This is a genomic window from Streptomyces sp. NPDC055140 (assembly GCF_053607285.1).
This window is the reverse complement of sequence record NZ_JBSGTG010000010.1, coordinates 187229-204443: the sequence shown is the minus strand read 5'-3', so window position 1 is coordinate 204443 and position 17215 is coordinate 187229. Positions and strand designations below refer to the sequence as shown.

The following is a 17215-nucleotide window of genomic DNA, read 5'->3' as shown; positions in this document are numbered from 1 at the left end:
TCTCATGGCCCGTTCGTTAAATCTCGGTTTAACGAAACGTCGCCGCTGACCAGAAGGCCGCCGTGAACCCTGATCCCCCTCAGACACTCGCCCCTACCACCACGTCCCCGCCGCCCTCCAAGGGCCTGCGGAGCGGGTCCGTCGGACTGCTCGCCTCCGTGGCGCTCGGCCTCTCCTCGGTCGCCCCCGCCTACAGCATCGCCGTGACCCTCGGCTTCGTGACGGTGGCCGTCGGCCACCTCGCGCCCGCCGCGCTGCTCCTCGGATTCGTGCCGATCCTGCTGACGGCGTTCGCCTTCCGCGAGCTCAACAAGGAGATGCCGGACTGCGGGACCACCTTCGTGTGGACGACGCGCGCCTTCGGCCCCTCGTCCGGCTGGCTTCTGGGCGGCTGGGTCACCCAGTTCGCCACGGTGACGGCCATGGCCGCGCTCTCCCAGGTGGGCGCCGGATACCTCCTCGGGCTCCTCGGCCTGGACTCACTGGCCTCCGACGAGACCGCGGTCGCCGTCACCGCGGCGCTGCTCATCGGGGCCATCACCGTCATCGCGTACCGCGGCCTCCAGCTCGCCGCGGTCGTCCAGTACGTCCTGCTCGGGCTCCAACTCGTCGCCCTCTTCGGCTTCGGCGCCGCCGCGCTCGCCCGGCACGGGGCGCTCACGCCCTCGCTCGCCTGGTTCGACCCGTTCGGCTTCGACAGCTTCGGCGCGTTCGCCAAGGCGGTCCTGCTCTGCCTCTACATCTACTGGGGCTGGGACGCGCTGCTCACCGTCAACGAAGAGACGCGCGACAGCGCGCGCACCCCCGGCAGAGCCGCGCTCATCTCGACGCTCGTCCTCCTGGTCACGTATCTGTTCACGGCGGTCGCCGCGATCAGCTTCGCGGGGACGGGCACCTCGGGCCTGGGACTCGGCAACGCCGGCAACGCGGCCGACGTCCTGTCCGCACTCGGACCGCCCGTGCTCGGCACGGCACTCGCGAAGGGCGTCCAGCTCGCCGTGTGCGTGTCCGCGATCTCCGCGCTGCTCACCTGCGTCGTCGGCAGTTCGCGGGCCACGCTGTCCATGAGCGTCCACGGCGCGCTGCCCCGGGCGTTCGCCCGCATCCACCCTCGCCACCGCACGCCGTCGTTCGGCACCGTCTTCATGGGCGCGGCGGCCGCGGCTCTCCTCGCGGCCCTGACCTGGCTCTCGCCCGCCTTCCTCGGCGACGCGATCCTCTCGATCGGCCTGCTCATCGCGCTCTACTACGGCGTCACCGGCCTGGCCTGCGCCTGGCTGTTCCGCGGGCAGCTGCGCCGGTCCTGGCGCGACGCGCTCCTCAAGGGTGTGCTGCCGCTCGTCGGCGGACTGATGATGCTCGCCGCGTTCGTCCGCAGCGCGGTCGACATGACCGATCCCTCGTACGGTTCCACCTCACTGTTCGGCGTCGGCGGCGTGCTCCTGCTGGGCATCGGCTCCGTCCTGCTCGGCCTGGTCGTGATGCTGGCGCTGCGCCACCGCTTCCGCCCCTTCTTCCGCGACGGCCGCACCGCCGTCACCCGACTGACTGTCACCGAGGACTGATCCATGCGCACGCTCAGCATCGCCGCCGTACAGACCGCGCCCGTCCCCTTCGATCCCGAGGCCACGTGGGCGCTGTTCGCCGACCGGGTCCGCGCGACCCGCGCCATGCTTCCGCACGTCCAGCTCGTCGTGGTTCCCGAGCTGATGCTGTCCGCGGAGGCGCCCCTGTTCGACGCCCGCGAGGACTGGATGGACAAGGCGGCCGTCACCGTCCCCGGGCCGCTCACCGACCGTATCTGCGACCTCGCCCGCGAGACGGGCCTGTGGCTCATACCCGGCAGCGTCTACGAGCGCGCCGCCGACGGCACCGTCTACAACACCGCCCTCGCGGTCTCCCCACAGGGCGAGATCGTCGCGCGCTACCGCAAGGTCTTCCCCTGGCAGCCATACGAAACGACGGCGCCCGGCAGCGAGTTCGTCGTCTTCGACATGCCCGGCATCGGCAGGATCGGCCTCGCGATCTGTTACGACGGCTCGTTCCCCGAGACCGCGCGCCAGCTCGCCTGGCTGGGCGCCGAAGTGATCGTCCAGCCCACCCTCACCACCACCAGGGACCGCGACATGGAGATCGTCTGTGCCCGCGCCAACGCCTGGACGAACCAGGTGTACGTGGTGAACGTCAACGCCTCGGACCCCGCCGCCGTCGGCACCAGCGTCATCGTCGACCCCGAGGGCACTGTCCGCCAGCAGGCGGGCCCCGGCCAGGAACTCCTGGCGGACGTCCTCGACCTGGACGCCGTCACCCGCGTCCGCGAGTTCGGCTCCTCGGGCCTCAACCGGCCCTGGGCCCAGCTGGAGAGGTACGGCTCCAGCGTGCGACTGCCGATGTACGGCGGCACGTTCCAGCCGCGCCCCGAGCAGGGCTGAGCTCGTTATGCCGGGCCCGCCCTTCAGCCACCGGGAAGGGCGGGCCCGGACCTCAGGAGTGGAGGGCGAGGTACGGAGCCAGCGCCAGGAGTGTTCCTACGAGGACGTACGTGAGCCGGCGTGCGGGCACGGCGTGGGCGATCCTCCAGCCCACGATCACACCGACCAGCTCCGGCACTCCGACCAGCGCGGCGAGCCCCCAGTCGACGGAACCGTGCAGCACGTACCCGACCGTGCCGATCGCCGCGATCACCACGGACTGCGCCTGCGCCGCGGCCAGCGCGGACAGCACCGGGAGCCCGCAGACGACCAGGAGAGGCACGCTCAGCATCGGACCGCCGAGGCCGAAGAGCCCGGCCATGACGGCAACTCCGAAGCCCACCAAGGCGGTCAGCGCGCGCGGCACACTCACCGGCTCGCTCCCCGCGACCGGCGTACGGTGCTCGCGCACCCACACCAGGACTCCCGTCACCGTGACGGCGCACGCGAGCAGCATTCCGAACCCCCGCCCCGATACAAGGGTGTTGAGCAGGACACCGAGAGGTGTGCCGACGAGTGCGGCCACGGCGAGGACCGTCGCCGTGCGCCGCGTGACCGCGTCCCGCAGCTGTCCCGAGCGGGTGTACGCGGCCGTGCCGAGCGCGCCGGTCGCCACATGGGTGGCGATGGCGGTGCCCGCGACGCCGGCCGGGGAGAGCCCCGTCAGCAGGAACATCCCGATCGTGGGCAGCACACCGCCGGGCCCCACCGCGGTGATCCCGATGCCTCCCGCGAGCCCGAACAGGGCGAGGAGCAACAGGGTGAGGACATCGAGGTCCATGGACATGGGGGTGCCTCCGGAAGAGGGCGGTGCGTGCGGGGGACTTCGGTCAAGTGCGGGGCGGTACGGGGCTCCGGTGGACCAGGGCCTGCAGGGCGAACCGGTCGGCGCGCACCCGCAGGGTCTCCGCGTCCACGGGGCGGCCGTCGGCAAGACACGTGAGGCGGTCGATCGCGAACAGGGCTGCGCCCGCGGGGATTTCGAGGAGCCGCGCGGTGTCCGGTTCGGCGGTGACGGCGTGCACGGTGACCTCCGCACTGCCGAGGCGGTGTCCCGTCGCCTCCTCGATGAGGTCGAAGACGTCCCGGTGGGCCAGATCGCGGTCGAGCAGGGGCCGGCCGATGTCGGGGGCGAGCCAGGTCGAGTCGACGGAGAGGGGACGGCCGTCCAGGCTCCGCAGGCGCTCCAGGTACACGGCCCCGGACCCGTCGGGGAGCCGGAGCCGTTCGGTGACCGCCTTCGGTGCGTGCGGCACGATCCGGGCCGCACGCACCTCGTTCGTCACGGTGCCGTAGTCGACGAGCGTCTCCGCGAGGCCGGTGAGGCGTTCGAGGCCGTGCCCGTACTTCGCCGTCACGATGCGGGTGCCGACGCCACGCCTGCGGATGATCAGTCCCTCGTCGCTCAGCAGCGCGAGGGATTCCCTGATGACATTGCGGGTGGCGCCGAGCGCATGGCCGAGCTCGCGTTCGTCGGGCAACATCCCGTGCGCGTAGACGCCGGAGGTGATCTGCTGACGAAGCGTGTCGGCGGCCCGCCGCGCCCGCTCGGCCCGGGGCGGGGTGCCGCCGGGGTGCGGGGGCCGGCCCGGCTGCTGAGGCTGTTCGTCACGCGTGGGGTGGTTCGCCACCGTTCGTCACCTGCTTTCCGGACCTGAAGCTACCCCACCGCCCAGACCTGCCGTGTTACGCCGAAGTTACGCCACCCATCGTGACCTGCGAGAACCCTTGAGCTGCGGTTTTGCCGTCGGATTTCCGGGTTTCGCCGGGCAGCGCACGTGCCTCTCAGTGTCGGAACGCGCCCGCATGCTCCGCGGCCCACTGCGTGAAGGTGCGGACCGGGCGGCTGAGGACGCGCGGGACCTCGTCGGTGACCGGCGCGGGGCGCCCGACCGAGCGGGCCAGACAGGTCATGAGCGAGTCGACCGCCGCTTCCTCCCTCCAGGCGCGGCGGGACAACACGGCATGTTTCGCCGCCTCGGGGCCGATCTCCTCGAAGCGCAGGGGGCGTTCGAGCGCCCAGGGTCTCTCTGTCCGGTGTCGCTGCGGTCGGTGGGGCGCAAATCCCGTGGCGTCAACTGCCGTGCACCCGGAGGTAGTTCATCAGCGGGTGGCACGACGACAGTCGGTTCTTCGCCAGGCGTGCGGTCCACGTGTCCTCGGCGCGCTCCCCCGCCCGCGCCCGCAGCCCCACCGGCCGCTACTCTGCCCGGATGCGCGATGGGGGAAGCGGCGGCAGCGCCGTGAGCGAGAACGACGACAAGAGCGATGACGATCACGGCGACGCGGCACCGGCGAGCGGTGCCGGTGCCACCGCGGTGCGGCGCCTGACCGGCCGGTTGCGTGCTCACCGGCTGTTGTCCTCGGCGGTGGCGGTCGCCGTCGTCGCGGCGGTCGCCGTGCCGCTGGTCCTCGCCGGATCCGGTGCCGACGCCGAACCCTGCACCCCGGTGTCGGACGCGACGCGCGCCCTCGTGGGCGATCCCGCCGCCGCCACCAAGGCGCTGGATCCCGGTGACAGCATGGATCATTTCGGTGGCGCGAAGAAGCTTCTCGCGCACGACGGGTTCTGCGGGGACGGGGCCCGCGCCCTCGGCCGGGTCATCGACGCGGGCACGCGCGCGTCCGGTCCCGGAAGGCCGCACACCATGGCGCAGGCCCGCAGCGCCTACGCCGTGGCCGCGGCCCTCAGCGACCGCGAGATCCCGGCGGCCCTCGCACCCTCGGTGGCGCGGATGCTCGCCGAGTACGAGGTGGACGCTCTGCGCGACGACGACTTCGGGGGGTTCAGGGCAGACGACGCGACCGGACCTGCCGCGCCCCCGGCCGAAGCCGCCCTGGACAGCCACGGCTGGGTCCGGCTGGGCCGCTTCCTCTCCCCCGGCGAGGCCCACGCCACCTTCGAGTACGGCGACCGGTACGCGGACGTGAGTGCCGACATCCCCGATCTGATCGTCGAACTCGCCAAGGATCCCGAGGCGTTCGCCATCCTCTACGACGCGCACCGCGCCCAGCTCGCGCACTATCTGGAGCGGCTGACCCGGCAGGGCGGGGACCCCTCGTACCGGCCCGGCGACAAGTACGCGACCCCCACGACCTGGACCGACAACGACCTCCAGGACCTGGCCGACCACATCGGCACCCTCATGGCCTTGCGGTCCGGCTACGCGAAGGACGGCACGATCAAGGACGTCGCGGCGTTCGACGCGTCGGTGGGCAAGCACAGCCGCGGCACCTTCCGTCCCGCGTCGCGCCGGCTCACGACCCGTCCGCCGATGGGCGACATCGCCGACCGGGCCCCGTCGGGACCTCTGCGCGGCAACGTGATGGACGGCCGTCGCCAGATGTTCACGGTGCTCGACCGATGGGCGAAGGAACGTGGCGTTCCTACCGAACGCGCGACGGCCATGCGGCAGTTGATGGACGACTACTACGTTCGGGCCCTGTGGATGGTCAACGTCGAGCGTTTCTGACAGGCGGCGCCGCATCGCTCCGGCTCGGAAGAACCGAGGCTGCTTCGCTATCGCTCAGAAGGGCCGGGCTGCGTCGCTGTCGCTCAGAAGAGCCGCAGTCCGGAGCAGCCGCGCCGCCGCACCTGGTCCTCGGCGAACTCCTTGAGCAGTCTCCGCCGGTCCGCCTTGTCGACGCCGGGGGTGTCCTTCGTCGCGTCGAGCGCGAAGTTGGCCGCCTCGCCGTCGCAGCGGGCCGTGGCGGTCAGGGGCCGGCGTACGCCGTTGTCGTCCGATGCCGTGAGGCGGTTGCTCCAGTCCCCGTACCAGGCGCCGAACGTCATACCTGCCCGGTACGCGCCCTCGCCCTCTTCGGTGCGCAGGTCGCAGGCGCTCACGGGCGCCGCGTCGTTCGCCTCCGCCGCGAGGCGCCATCCCTTGTCCTCCGTGAGACCGGCCCGGGCCAGCCAGTCACACCCCGTGCCTTCCGCCTTCGCCGGGGACACGGCTCGCCGCCATCGCTCTTCGGTGTCGAACCCGGTGGTCCTGTGCGGCACCTTGAGGGGGCGGGCGCCGCAACTGAGCTTCTTCGAAGCCGAGTTGGCGAGGGCCACGGTCGTACGGTAGACGGCCTCGAAGTCACTCCTGTCGGCGTTCCGGGACATCCCGACGCGGACCAGCATCTTCCGCTGCCGGCCCTCGGCGTCCTTGCCCAGCGCGGGGCACGGCGTCACGATCCGAATGACTCCGAAGTCGTCGACGATTCCGGGCAGCCCGCCCGACAACACGGTCTGCGGGGCGAAGCCGCCCTCCGTGAAGGCCCGCTTGAACTCCCGGTCCTGGTCGTCACGGCCGGTGTACGCCGACATGGCGAACAGCGCCACACCCTCGGAGTGGTCCCCGTCGAACGCGAGACTGCAACCGTAGAAGCCGAGTTCCGGAACGCCGTGCGACTCCTCCTCGGTGAACTGCGCGTCGTCGGGCGTGAGTTGTGCGACGGAGTCGCGGGGCAGGGCACCGTCGCAGGCGCGTCCGACGAGCCACCAGTCCTGCGCATACGGCTCGGCGATGTAGCCACCCAGGCCGAGGACTGCCGCGGCCGCCACCGCCACCTTGATCCAGCGCCGCATCGTCCCTGCCCCCGTCACCGCCGAAAACGTGCGGCCCCCGTGGCCTCACACGTACCGCCGGACCCTACCCGGCCGGGCCGTTCGCCCCGCGCCCGGCCCGGCCCTCCTCTCTCCCGGCTCAGGCCGTCAGGGTGCGCACAGGGCTCCCCGCGAGGAACGCCTCGATGTCCTCGACCGCGCCCTCGAAATAGCCCTCGTAGTTGCGGCGGGTGACATGGCCGAGGTGTGGCAGGCCGAGGAAGTTCGGGGCGGTGCGCAGCGGGTGGTCGGCCGGGAGCGGTTCCGTCTCGAAGACGTCGGCGCCCGCGCCCGCGATCCAGCCGTCGTGCAGGGCACGTACCAGGGCGTCCTGGTCGACGATCGCGGCGCGCGAGGTGTTGACCAGGTAGGCGGTGGAGCGCATGCGCTTGATTTCGTCCGCGCCGATCAGGCCGCGCGTGCGGTCGCCGAGTACGAGGTGGACGGAGACGAAGTCGCTGCTCTCCAGGAGCTCCTCCTTGGAGGGCGCGAAGGTGACACCGGCAGCCGCCGCACGCTCTTCGGTGAGGTTCTCGCTCCACGCGGCCACCTCCATGCCGAAGGCCTGGCCGACGCGGGCGACCTTGGTGCCGATCTTCCCGAGCCCGAGGAGGCCGAGGCGGCGTCCGTGCAGGTCGGCGCCGAGGGTGCTCTGCCAGGGGCCCGCGTCGCGCAGGGCGTTGCTCTCTCGCACCACGTTCCGGGCGAGGCCGAGGATGATCGCCCACGTCAGTTCCACGGGCGGCTCGGAGTTGCTGGCGGTGCCGCACACCGTGACGCCGTGCCGAGCCGCTGCGGCCAGGTCGATGGAGGCGTTGCGCATCCCCGAGGTGATGAGGAGACGCAGCTGCGGAAGGCGGGCGAAGAGGGTGTCCGTGAAGGGGGTGCGCTCCCTCATCGCGACCACGATCTCGCAGTCGCCGGCCGCCGCGACGACGGCGTCCTCCGTCGGCAAGTAGCGCTGCAGGGAGCGGACTTCGACGTCCGTCCCCACTCTGGTCCAGTCCGCCATGGACAAGGCCACGCCTTGGTAGTCGTCGAGCACGGCGCAGCGCAGTCTGGTCAACGCAACTCCCCTGAAAGGTCCGGTACCGGAAACACTAGTGGCTCCCCCGGCGAGACCATCGACATGCAGCTGGTCATGTGCGGATCGGGCGGCACCGTGAAGTCGGACGCCGTCCAGGTGAACGCCTGACCCGTCCCGCAGGGTGGGGCGGTGATCAAATGGGGCATGGCGTCACGCGACACGAACATACTCATCCCTGTCCTGATCACCGGCCTGCTGTCCTCGCTCGTCGCCGGGTGCTCGTCCGGTGCCGGGAAGGGCGGAGGCGGCGGGGGCCACTGGAGTCCGCCGCCCCGGCACGCGGGCTTCGACTACCAGATCGGTGGTGCCTATCCGCCTGCGAAAGACGTCGGCGTCGTGAGCCGCGACCGGGCGGCACGGCCCGCCCCCGGCCTGTACAACATCTGTTACGTCAACGCTTTCCAGGCGCAGCCCGACGAACGGGACGCCTGGCCCGACGACTTGCTGCTGCGCGACCGGAACGGCCGGGTCGTCGTCGACCGGGACTGGGACGAGCCGCTCCTCGACATCGGCACGGCGAGGAAGCGCGAGCGGGTGGCCGCCCGTGTCGGCCCCTGGATCGACGGCTGCGCAGACCATGGCTTCGACGCGGTTGAGCCGGACAACTACGACAGTTACACGCGCTCGAAGGGCCTGCTGAGCGCGCGGGACGCGAAGGCGTTCATGTCGTTGCTGGTGAAGCGCGGACACCGGGCCGGGCTCGCCGTCGGCCAGAAGAACACCGCCGAACTGGCCCCCGACAGCCATCGGTTGGGAGCCGACTTCGCCGTCGCCGAGGAATGCGGCGCCTACGACGAGTGCGGTGTGTACGCGAAGGCCTTCGGCGACCGGGTCGTGGTGATCGAGTACACCGACGCCGGCCTGCGCAAGGCCTGCCGCGCGTTCGGAAAGCGATTGGACATCGTCCGCAGGGACCACGACGTGACGAATCCCGGCAGCGACGGTTATGTGCGGCGCACCTGTTGAGGGGTGTGCGGGTACGCGTCGGGCAGGATGCGCAGGGCCGGCGGCGCGGTGTCCCGCAGGGCGACCGCGGCGGCGTATGTGCCGCGCAGCGGTCCGAGGTCGAGGGAGCGCAGGCACCAGCCGGAGGGGTGGACGGCGTCGTGGCGTGGACGGTCACCCACGTAGTCGGCGTCCAGGGCGCGGCCCAGGCCGACGCCGACGCCCTTGAGGTAGGCCTCCTTGCGGGACCACACCCGGCAGAAGGCCGCGGCGCGTGCCTCCGTCGGGAGCGCGGCGAGATCGGCGCGTTCCGCCGGGTGCAGCACCTTCACCAGGTCGTCCACGGTCCCGGGGTCCGGCACCCGCTCGGCGTCCGCACCCACCGGGCTTCCCGCCACGCCGATCAGGACGAGCCCCGCGCAGTGCGAGAGCGAGAAGTGCAGCGGCGGGTGGGGGCCGGGCAGGGCCGGGCGCCCGTGCGGGCCGCCGCACTGCGGACACGGCTCGCGGGTGAGCCGGACACTCCCCGGCGAGGTCCCCAGACAGGCGCCCAGGAGCCGACGCAGGGAGATGTGTGCGGCCAGGTACAGGTCGCGGTCCGAGCTCCGCACGAAGGCGGCCGCCCGGGCGCGCTCGTCCGCGTCGAGAGCGGAGTCGTCCAGTGGGGGCTGCGGTTCTCCGCGCCCCGGGGTCCTGAGCAGCCACAGGGACGGGCGGCCGTCCCAGGGACCCGGAGTCGCCGGAGCCGCGGGATCGGCGGCGAGGTCCGGTCCGGGCGCGACGTCCGGGGCCGGCGTCACGCGGATCCCGCCCGCGTCACGTCACCCACCGGCCCGGCAGCCCGCCCGCGTCACTCCGCGGCGCCCGCGCCCGTACGGCATTCCGGGTGGCCCCAGCCCTTCGGGTTCTTGGCGATGGGCTCGCCGGCCGCGTAGGACCGGCCACAGACGCAGCGGCCGGGGAACTTGGCGTTGAGCGTGCGGGTCGAGGCCGTCTTCGATCGGGCCGAGGCCGACTTGGGCTTCCTCTTCGACGGGCCGGCGACCGTGTCAGGTGACGCCGGGGGTTCCGGGGACCCGTAGTCGGTGCCCGCCGGTTCCTGGACGACGGCGGCCTGGCTCGCGGCCCGGTCGGCGAAGTCGTTCAGCCGGTCGCCGTCGACCTGGTGCGCGGGGACGTACCGGAACTCGACGGCGCGCCCTTCTAGCAGAGCGTCGATGCGGGTGACGAGTTCCTGGTTGGCGACCGGCTTGCCCGCCGCGGTCTTCCAGCCGTTGCGCTTCCAGCCGGGCAGCCACGTCGTGACCGCCTTCATCGCGTACTGGGAGTCCATCCGGACCTCGAGCCGCTCGCCGGGGTCCGTGGCGGCGAGGAGGCGCTCCAGAGCGGTGAGCTCCGCGACGTTGTTCGTCGCCGTGCCCAGCGCGCCCGCCTCCCAGCGGACCGGGGTCTCCCCGCCGTCGGCGATGACCCAGGCCCAGCCGGCGGGCCCTGGATTTCCTTTCGACGCCCCGTCACACGCGGCGATTACGCGATCTGCCATGACACCGATCATGCCAGTGCCGGTGAGCGCCGAACGCCACACCCCGTCGCCCACCCCTGACACGCACGCGGACGCGACGGCACCGGCCGTCAGGCCCGCTCCACCAGCCGTTCGGCCGCGGAGCGCGCGGTGGCGAGTACCGCGGACCGCTCGGCGCCGCGCTGACCGATCACGATGCGGGTGCTCAACCCGTCGAGCAGGGCGAGGAGTTGGGATGCGCGCTCGGCGGTGTCGAGAGGGGCGAACCGCCCCTGCCTGACCCCCTTGGAGAGGAGTGTTTCGAGGTCCTCCTGCCAGCCCCGGTCCAGCTCGTCCTGGGCCTCGCGCAGCGCCTCGTCGGAGGAGGTGCGGGCCCACAGCTCGATCCACAGCGTCCAGCGCGGGTCGCGCGGGCCGCGCGGCAGGTACAGCTCGACGAACTGGTCGAGCTTGCGCTCGGCGGTGAGGCGCCGGGAAAGGAGCGCCCGGCGTTCGTCGGCGAGGCCGCTCTCACTCCAGCGCAGGGCTTCGAGGAGGAGGCGGTCCTTGCTGCCGAAGTAGTACAGGATGTGGCCGCCGCTGGTGCCCAGACGCTTGCCGAGCGCCGACATCGTGAGGGATGCCAGGCCGTCCTCGGCGATCGCCGCCATCGCCTCTTCGAGCATCCGCTCCTGGGCGACCTGCCCGTCGCGCCGTCGCGCCGTAGCCGCCACAGCCGCGCCTCCCTGATCCGTGGTCCCGACTCCATGACCCTATCCGGCGATTTCCACGAGGGGTCTTGACGTATGCGGCGAGGAGGCGCATCTTGAATGCCGTTCAAGAAGTTAGAACGACATTCAAGGACGGCGGGATGACACAGCAGCACACCGCGGACCCCGGACCCGTGGAGGCCGGACCGACGGTCGCCGCCACCGGTGACGAGGTCTTCCAGGTCGAGACCCACGGCATCGACCCCATCCCCGACGCGGAGCGGCACGGCGGCGCCAAGGACCTCTTCTGGCTCTGGTTCGGCTCGAACCTCACCTTCACGTACGTGATCAACGGCGCGCTCGCCGTGTCCTTCGGGCTCTCGTTCTGGCAGGCGACCGCGGCCGTCGTCATCGGCGGCCTTGCGTTCTTCGCGATCAGCGCCGCCGGACTGAGCGGAATCCGCACCGGCACCGCAACCCTGGTGATCTCCCGCGCGCCCTTCGGCGTCCGCGGGAACTGGCCCGCCGGCCTGCTCAACTGGATCGTCTCGATCGGCTACACGATCGTGAACACGGTGGTCGGCGCGCTCGCCCTCGAAGCGTTCTGCGCGGACCTCGGCTGGCACGGCTCCACCGCCCGCGCCTTCGCGCTGGCCGTCACCATGGTGCTCACCTTCGCCGTCGCCCTGTGGGGCCACGCCACCGTGCAGTTCGCCGAGCGCTGGATGGCGTACGTCCTCGCCGTGGGCTTCGCCGCGCTCCTCGTCTTCCTGATCCCGGGCGCCGACACCGGCACGTCGACCGGCGGCGTCCCCGGCGCCTCGGGCTGGAGCCTCGCGTTCGTCGTGATGCTGGCGGGCCCGTTCTCGTACGTCCCGATGCCCGCCGACTACACCCGCTACCTGCCGCGCACCACCTCGCTGCGCTCGATCACCTGGAGCGGAGCGCTCGGCGGGCTCGTCTCCTCGGTCGCGCTCGGCGTCGCGGGTGTCGCCGCCGCCACCCAGGCCGACATGTCGGACGCGGTGGCCGGTACCGAGGGGCTGCTGCCGGGCTGGTTCCAGCCGCTCTTCCTGGCCCTGGTGCTCGGCGGCTCGGTCACGAACTCGATCATCACGCTCTACTCGTCGAGCCTGAACCTCCAGGTCCTCGGCATCCCGTGGAGCCGGTCCAAGGCGATCCTCATCAGCGCGGGCGTCACCGTGGCCGGCTCGCTCTACGCACTGTTCCTCACGGACTTCACCGACTCGCTGCTGTCGTTCCTGTCCCTGCTGATCATCGTGTTCGCGCCGTGGGGCGGCGTCTTCCTCGCCGACATGGTGATGCGCCGCTGCCGGTACGACGCTCCCTCCCTGCACACCGGCCGCGACGGCGCGTACTGGTACCGGGGCGGTTACCACCCGGCCGGTGTCGTCGCGCTGCTCTCCGGCATCGTCTTCGCCTCGCTGACCTGCGACTCCGAGCTCTGGACCGGCCCGCTGGTGGCCCCGCTCGGCGGCGCCGACCTGACCCTGCTCGGCTCGGTCGTCTCCGCCCTCGTGTACTGGGCGCTCGCCCGGCGGGCCGTCGCCCCCGCCGCGTAGACCTTCTCCCGAACCACCCGTATCACCAGAGGAGTTACCCCTCATGTCCCACTCCCCCGCCCCCGCCGACCTCGTCCTGCGCGGCGCACGCGTCCACACCGTCGACCCGGCGCTGCCCGAGGCGCAGGCGCTCGCCGTGCGCGACGGCAAGATCGTCTGGCTCGGGGCCGACGCGGACGCCGAGGCCTGGACGGGGCCCGGCACCGAGGTCGTCGACGCCGGCGGGAAGCTGGTCCTGCCCGGCTTCATCGACGCGCACAACCACGTACGGCTCGGCTCCGACGACGCCTGCGTCCAGCTGTCCGGCGCGGACACGCTCGACGAGATCCACGACCGGATCCGCGTGTGGCGGGCGGCGCACCCCGGGGCCGCCTGGATCGAGGCGGAGGCGTTCGACTACTCGGCGATCCCCGGCGGCCGGATGCCCACCGCCGCCGACCTCGACCCGGTGACCGGCGACACCCCCGCGTTCGTCCTCAGCTACGACGTCCACACCGCGTGGCTGAACACGGCCGCGCTGCGCCGCCTCGGCATCGACAAGGACCGTACGAGCCTGCCGTTCGGCGAGGCCGCCACTGACCCGGAAACCGGTGAACCCACCGGATTCATCAAGGACTTCGCCGTCAAGGGCCTGTCGCGCGACGGGCACCGCGCGCTCGGGCAGCTCGGCGTGCCGTGGGCCTCGGCCGACCGCCAGTACGGGCGCCTCGCCAAGTCGCTCGACGACGCGATCCGTTTCGGCATCACGACCGTCGTCGAACCGCAGAACTCCATCGACGACCTCGCCCTGTTCGAGCGCGCCCGCGCCGAGGGCCGGCTCCGCTCGCGGATCGTCGCCGCGCTCTTCCACCCGCGCGGCACCACCGACGCCGACCTCGACGACTTCGCCGCCGCCGCGGACCGCCACGCCGACGACCGGCTGCGCGTCGGACCGCTGAAGCTCTACATCGACGACGTCGTCGAGCCGCGCACCGCCGCACTCCTGGAGCCGTACACGGGGTGCGGCCACCACCGCGGCGAGACCTTCTACCCGCCGGAGGAGTTCGCGGACCTCCTCGCCAAGCTCGACGCGCGCGGCTTCCAGTGCTTCGTCCACGCGACCGGTGACCGCGGCATCCGCACGGTCCTCGACGCGGTCGAGCACGCCCGTACGGTCAACGGTCAGCGGGACGCCCGCCACCAGGTCGTCCACGTCGAATGCCTCGACCCGGCCGACACCGCGCGCTTCGCCGCACTCGGCGTGGTCGCCTGCATGCAGCCGAGGCACTGCGCGCCCGAGGTCGCCGGCCCCGGCAAGGACTGGGCCGAGAACGTCGGCACCGACCGCTGGCACAAGGCCTGGCCCATGCGCAGCCTCCACGAGTCGGGCGCGGTCCTCGCCTTCTCCAGCGACTGGAACGTGGCCGAGATGGACCCCATGGTCGGCATCTACACGGCTGTCACGCGCCGCCCGCTGGCCGGCGGCGAGCCCTGGATGCCCGGCGAGACCGTGGACGTGGAGACCGCGGTGTACGGGTACACCATGGGCTCCGCGTACGCCAACTTCCTGGAGCACGAGCGGGGTTCACTGAGCGTGGGCAAGGTTGCGGACTTCGTGGTCCTGTCCCGCGACATCCTGAGCGCCGCGCCCGAGGACATCCCGGACACCGTGGCGGAGACCGTCGTCGTGGCCGGCAAGATCGAGCACCGCGCCTGAGAACCCCCACACGAACCCGCACACAAAAGGGTCGATTAGGAGGGATAAAGTAGCGCGTCAACCTTCGTCCGCCCGAGACGCCTCAGGAGAACCTACGTGACCTCAGCGATCGCCCCGACCGAATCGACCGAATCCGCCGCAACGGACGTCACCTCCGAAGAGGCCGTCCCGGCGCAGGCCGGGCCCGTCGAGGCCGAGGCGAACATCTGGGTGCCGGGCGGTACCCCGGACGAGATGACGGACGAGACGCCGGAGGGCACATCGGAGGACACGGCGGAGGTCTCCGAGCCGATCGCCGAGGACGCGCGCGCCTTCGGTGTCTACGCCCGGACCGGCGGCTGGGCGTTCGCCCTCATGGTGGCGCGCAGTGTGCGTCCCGGCGGGCAGGCCGTGGGTGAGACGCCCAAGATCTCGGCCCGCCGGTTCAGCGAACTGGCGGGCTGCTCGGCCGAGCGCGTCATGCGCTACTACAAGGCCTGGGACAAGGCCGCCGACGACGGACTCGTGCCGCACTTCGAGGCGCTCGCCCCGGGCCAGGACGTCGAACTCCCGGACTCCGACGTCTGGTTGTCGTACTACGCGTCGCGCTCCATCGCCGTGTCGCCACGCGGTCACGCGATCTCGGCGGCAGCCGAGGCCGAGGGCATCCGCCCGACCAAGGCCCTGGAGGTCGCCGAGAACCCGACCGCGCTGCGCGCCGCGATCCTCGCCGACCCCGGCACCGCCGAGGCGGCCAGGAAGGCCCTGATGGACCGCCTGGAGGAGGACCCCGCCCTGCGCACCGAGCTGGTCAGGGACATCGTCCGGGCAGACGACCTCAAGAAGGCCGTCGCCGCCGAGGCGAAGGCCGGCGACCGGGTCGAGTACGTGCGTCAGATCGCGGAGAACGGCCAGATCAAGACACCGGCCGGTCAGAAGATCGAAGCGCCGCGCGAACTGCGCGAGGAGGCCGAACGCCATCTCTCCCTGATCGACGAGCTGGACGACGGCGAGGAGGCCGGCGAGTGGGCGCGTGAGGCGTACGACAGCGTCCGCGAGCTCGTCACCAAGACCGTCGAGAGCGACCCCGACCTCCGGGTGAAGGAGCGCAGGGCGAAGTTCTACAACAGCCTGCAGAAGGCGACGAAGGTCTTCGAGGAGCTCACCCTCGACGACGCCGAGGACGACGTCTACGAGGACGACATGCTCAAGCGGCTCGAAGACCTCCAGCAGGCCATCGCCTCCTGCATCTCGGCGATCCAGGCGAAGGTCCAGTAGAAGCCCCACCGGCGATCAGCCGCGTACGAAACGGAAGGGGACGTGGGGGCATGTGCGCGCGCAGCCACCAGCACCACGTACAGGCAATCAGCTAGCTGACGGTGGCCCATAGAACAGCGAGCACGTACATGCCCCCGAGGCCCCGCACCCAGAAAAACGCACCTGAGCAACGCCCCCGAGCCGGCACCCGAAAACGAACCTGAGCAGCCCGCACCGAACCCGCACCCGAAAACGCATTGCCGCCCCCCGTCCGGATGAACTAAGGTCTCGCCCCGTGACTGCCGGGTCGGCCTTGGGCCATCAACGAGTAGGGCACCCGGCCTCCGAGTGAGGCCGAGGCGGGCGCGAGGCCCGCCGATCTTCTTTTGCTTCCGCGATCCAGATTTCTCGTAAGTCCCGGAGACGAAAGAAGAGAATGCCCAACGATTTCAATCAGCACGTCATCGACGAGTTCCGAGCCAATCGCGGCCGGCTCTCAGGCCCCTTCGAAGGTGGCCGGATCCTCCTCCTCACCACCACGGGAGCCCGCTCGGGCGCCGCACACACCACCCCCATCGGCTTCCTCCCTGACGGCGGCGAGCGCGTCCTGGTGATCGCCTCGGCCGGCGGAGCGCCCGGCCACCCGGACTGGTTCCACAATCTCGCGGCCACCCCGCGCGTCACCGTCGAGGACGGCGTGTTCACCTACGCGGCGGAGGCCGAGGTCCTGGCGGGCGCGGAGCGCGACGCCGCGTTCGCCCGGGCCGTCGAGCGCGATCCGGGCTGGGCCGAGTACCAGGCGAAGACGTCCCGCGTCATCCCCGTGGTCGCCCTGCGCGCGATCGACAGCGGCCCGCCGAACGTGACGGGAGCGACATCTTGGGGTGACGGGCTCAAGGCCGTCCACGACGGCATCCGGCGTGAACTGGGCCTGATCCGCAAGGAGATCGCGGAGTCGGGCCCCGGCCTCGGCGCCCAGCTCCGTATCAACTGCCTCACGCTCTGCAAGGGACTGCACAACCATCACGCCGGAGAGGACGCCGCCCTGTTCCCGTTCATCGGTTCGCGCCACCCCGAGCTCGGCGCGGTCCTGGAGCTGATGCGCGAGGAGCACGAGCGGATCGCCGCACTCCTCGCACGATTGCAGGAGACGGTCTCCACCGACGGCGCTGACCCCGGCCTGGTGCTCCCCGAGGTGGAACGGCTCACGGACGAACTGGAGAGGCACCTGCTCCACGAGGAGGAACAGCTCATCCCCCTCCTCGACGCGGCAGCGATGTAGGGCGTCCTGCCCCGAACCCCGTCACGTCAAGGCCCCGTGCCGCGAAGCCGGTCACGACAAGGCGTCCTGCCGCAACCCGGTCACGACAAGGCGCCCCGCCCGAAGAC

Annotated in this window: 16 protein-coding genes; 8 read left to right on the top strand and 8 right to left on the bottom strand. The window is 71.6% G+C overall.

The window, feature by feature from the left end; all coding sequences use genetic code 11:
- The first annotated feature begins 62 nt into the window (after positions 1-62).
- Together ACWFR4_RS21170 and ACWFR4_RS21165 are read left to right on the top strand one after the other, a co-directional pair.
- Positions 63-1565: an APC family permease gene (locus ACWFR4_RS21170; protein ID WP_453653925.1), complete on the top strand. Its 1503-nt coding sequence runs from the start codon at positions 63-65 to the stop codon at positions 1563-1565.
- Between the two features lie 3 nt (positions 1566-1568).
- Positions 1569-2432: a carbon-nitrogen hydrolase family protein gene (locus ACWFR4_RS21165; RefSeq protein WP_453653923.1), complete on the top strand. Its 864-nt coding sequence runs from the start codon at positions 1569-1571 to the stop codon at positions 2430-2432.
- A 52-nt stretch (positions 2433-2484) separates the two neighbouring features.
- Here the strand turns inward: ACWFR4_RS21165 and ACWFR4_RS21160 are convergent, their stop codons facing one another.
- From ACWFR4_RS21160 to ACWFR4_RS21150, 3 genes are all read right to left on the bottom strand, one after another.
- A complete protein-coding gene (locus ACWFR4_RS21160; RefSeq protein ID WP_453653921.1) occupies positions 2485-3258 on the bottom strand; it encodes a sulfite exporter TauE/SafE family protein in 774 nt (257 codons plus the stop codon).
- 43 nt (positions 3259-3301) lie between these two features.
- Positions 3302-4102 carry a GntR family transcriptional regulator gene (locus tag ACWFR4_RS21155; protein ID WP_453653919.1) on the bottom strand — a complete coding sequence of 267 codons (801 nt, stop codon included), beginning with the start codon at positions 4100-4102 and terminating at the stop codon, positions 3302-3304.
- 154 nt (positions 4103-4256) lie between these two features.
- Complete coding sequence (locus ACWFR4_RS21150; protein WP_453653917.1) at positions 4257-4430, bottom strand: hypothetical protein; 174 nt, start codon at positions 4428-4430, stop codon at positions 4257-4259.
- Between the two features lie 254 nt (positions 4431-4684).
- Between ACWFR4_RS21150 and ACWFR4_RS21145 the strand changes: the two genes are divergently transcribed.
- Positions 4685-5944: a hypothetical protein gene (locus tag ACWFR4_RS21145; protein ID WP_453653915.1), complete on the top strand. Its 1260-nt coding sequence runs from the start codon at positions 4685-4687 to the stop codon at positions 5942-5944.
- An 83-nt stretch (positions 5945-6027) separates the two neighbouring features.
- On the opposite strand, the gene ACWFR4_RS21140 is transcribed toward ACWFR4_RS21145, so the two are convergent.
- Positions 6028-7068, bottom strand: a complete 1041-nt coding sequence (locus tag ACWFR4_RS21140) for a hypothetical protein (RefSeq protein WP_453653913.1) — start codon at positions 7066-7068, stop codon at positions 6028-6030.
- Between the two features lie 100 nt (positions 7069-7168).
- Positions 7169-8080 carry a D-2-hydroxyacid dehydrogenase family protein gene (locus tag ACWFR4_RS21135; protein WP_453654034.1) on the bottom strand — a complete coding sequence of 304 codons (912 nt, stop codon included), beginning with the start codon at positions 8078-8080 and terminating at the stop codon, positions 7169-7171.
- A 219-nt stretch (positions 8081-8299) separates the two neighbouring features.
- Here ACWFR4_RS21135 and ACWFR4_RS21130 point away from each other — a divergent pair, with 219 nt between their 5' ends.
- Complete coding sequence (locus tag ACWFR4_RS21130) at positions 8300-9121, top strand: endo alpha-1,4 polygalactosaminidase (protein ID WP_453653911.1); 822 nt, start codon at positions 8300-8302, stop codon at positions 9119-9121.
- Here ACWFR4_RS21130 and ACWFR4_RS21125 read toward each other — a convergent pair.
- The 3 genes from ACWFR4_RS21125 to ACWFR4_RS21115 form a co-directional block, all read right to left on the bottom strand.
- Positions 9100-9900 (bottom strand): 4'-phosphopantetheinyl transferase family protein, encoded by an 801-nt coding sequence (locus ACWFR4_RS21125; protein ID WP_453468724.1) that lies wholly within the window; start codon positions 9898-9900, stop codon positions 9100-9102. The two genes, ACWFR4_RS21130 and ACWFR4_RS21125, sit on opposite strands and share 22 nt — an antisense overlap.
- Before the next feature lie 50 nt (positions 9901-9950).
- Positions 9951-10655: a ribonuclease H family protein gene (locus ACWFR4_RS21120; RefSeq protein ID WP_453653909.1), complete on the bottom strand. Its 705-nt coding sequence runs from the start codon at positions 10653-10655 to the stop codon at positions 9951-9953.
- 77 nt (positions 10656-10732) lie between these two features.
- Positions 10733-11335, bottom strand: a complete 603-nt coding sequence (locus ACWFR4_RS21115; RefSeq protein ID WP_453653907.1) for a TetR/AcrR family transcriptional regulator — start codon at positions 11333-11335, stop codon at positions 10733-10735.
- 137 nt (positions 11336-11472) lie between these two features.
- Between ACWFR4_RS21115 and ACWFR4_RS21110 the strand changes: the two genes are divergently transcribed.
- The 4 genes from ACWFR4_RS21110 to ACWFR4_RS21095 all read left to right on the top strand — a co-directional run bounded on the left by ACWFR4_RS21110 (position 11473) and on the right by ACWFR4_RS21095 (position 17108).
- Complete coding sequence (locus tag ACWFR4_RS21110; RefSeq protein WP_453653905.1) at positions 11473-12894, top strand: purine-cytosine permease family protein; 1422 nt, start codon at positions 11473-11475, stop codon at positions 12892-12894.
- 43 nt (positions 12895-12937) lie between these two features.
- On the top strand, positions 12938-14590 hold the full coding sequence (locus ACWFR4_RS21105; RefSeq protein ID WP_453653903.1) for an amidohydrolase: 1653 nt from the start codon (positions 12938-12940) through the stop codon (positions 14588-14590).
- A 234-nt stretch (positions 14591-14824) separates the two neighbouring features.
- Positions 14825-15847 carry a hypothetical protein gene (locus ACWFR4_RS21100; RefSeq protein ID WP_453654032.1) on the top strand — a complete coding sequence of 341 codons (1023 nt, stop codon included), beginning with the start codon at positions 14825-14827 and terminating at the stop codon, positions 15845-15847.
- A 415-nt stretch (positions 15848-16262) separates the two neighbouring features.
- On the top strand, positions 16263-17108 hold the full coding sequence (locus ACWFR4_RS21095) for a nitroreductase/quinone reductase family protein (RefSeq protein ID WP_453653901.1): 846 nt from the start codon (positions 16263-16265) through the stop codon (positions 17106-17108).
- Positions 17109-17215 lie beyond the last annotated feature (107 nt).

What these genes read in the sequence shown, in the direction of transcription:
- ACWFR4_RS21165 (WP_453653923.1), top strand. Translation starts at nt 1,569, where the DNA reads ATGCGCACGCTCAGCATCGCCGCCGTACAGACCGCGCCCGTCCCCTTC.
- ACWFR4_RS21160 (WP_453653921.1), bottom strand. Translation starts at nt 3,258, where the DNA reads ATGTCCATGGACCTCGATGTCCTCACCCTGTTGCTCCTCGCCCTGTTC.
- ACWFR4_RS21145 (WP_453653915.1), top strand. Translation starts at nt 4,685, where the DNA reads ATGCGCGATGGGGGAAGCGGCGGCAGCGCCGTGAGCGAGAACGACGAC.
- ACWFR4_RS21135 (WP_453654034.1), bottom strand. Translation starts at nt 8,080, where the DNA reads ATGGCGGACTGGACCAGAGTGGGGACGGACGTCGAAGTCCGCTCCCTG.
- ACWFR4_RS21130 (WP_453653911.1), top strand. Translation starts at nt 8,300, where the DNA reads ATGGCGTCACGCGACACGAACATACTCATCCCTGTCCTGATCACCGGC.
- ACWFR4_RS21120 (WP_453653909.1), bottom strand. Translation starts at nt 10,655, where the DNA reads ATGATCGGTGTCATGGCAGATCGCGTAATCGCCGCGTGTGACGGGGCG.
- ACWFR4_RS21110 (WP_453653905.1), top strand. Translation starts at nt 11,473, where the DNA reads ATGACACAGCAGCACACCGCGGACCCCGGACCCGTGGAGGCCGGACCG.
- ACWFR4_RS21105 (WP_453653903.1), top strand. Translation starts at nt 12,938, where the DNA reads ATGTCCCACTCCCCCGCCCCCGCCGACCTCGTCCTGCGCGGCGCACGC.
- ACWFR4_RS21100 (WP_453654032.1), top strand. Translation starts at nt 14,825, where the DNA reads ATGACGGACGAGACGCCGGAGGGCACATCGGAGGACACGGCGGAGGTC.
- ACWFR4_RS21095 (WP_453653901.1), top strand. Translation starts at nt 16,263, where the DNA reads ATGCCCAACGATTTCAATCAGCACGTCATCGACGAGTTCCGAGCCAAT.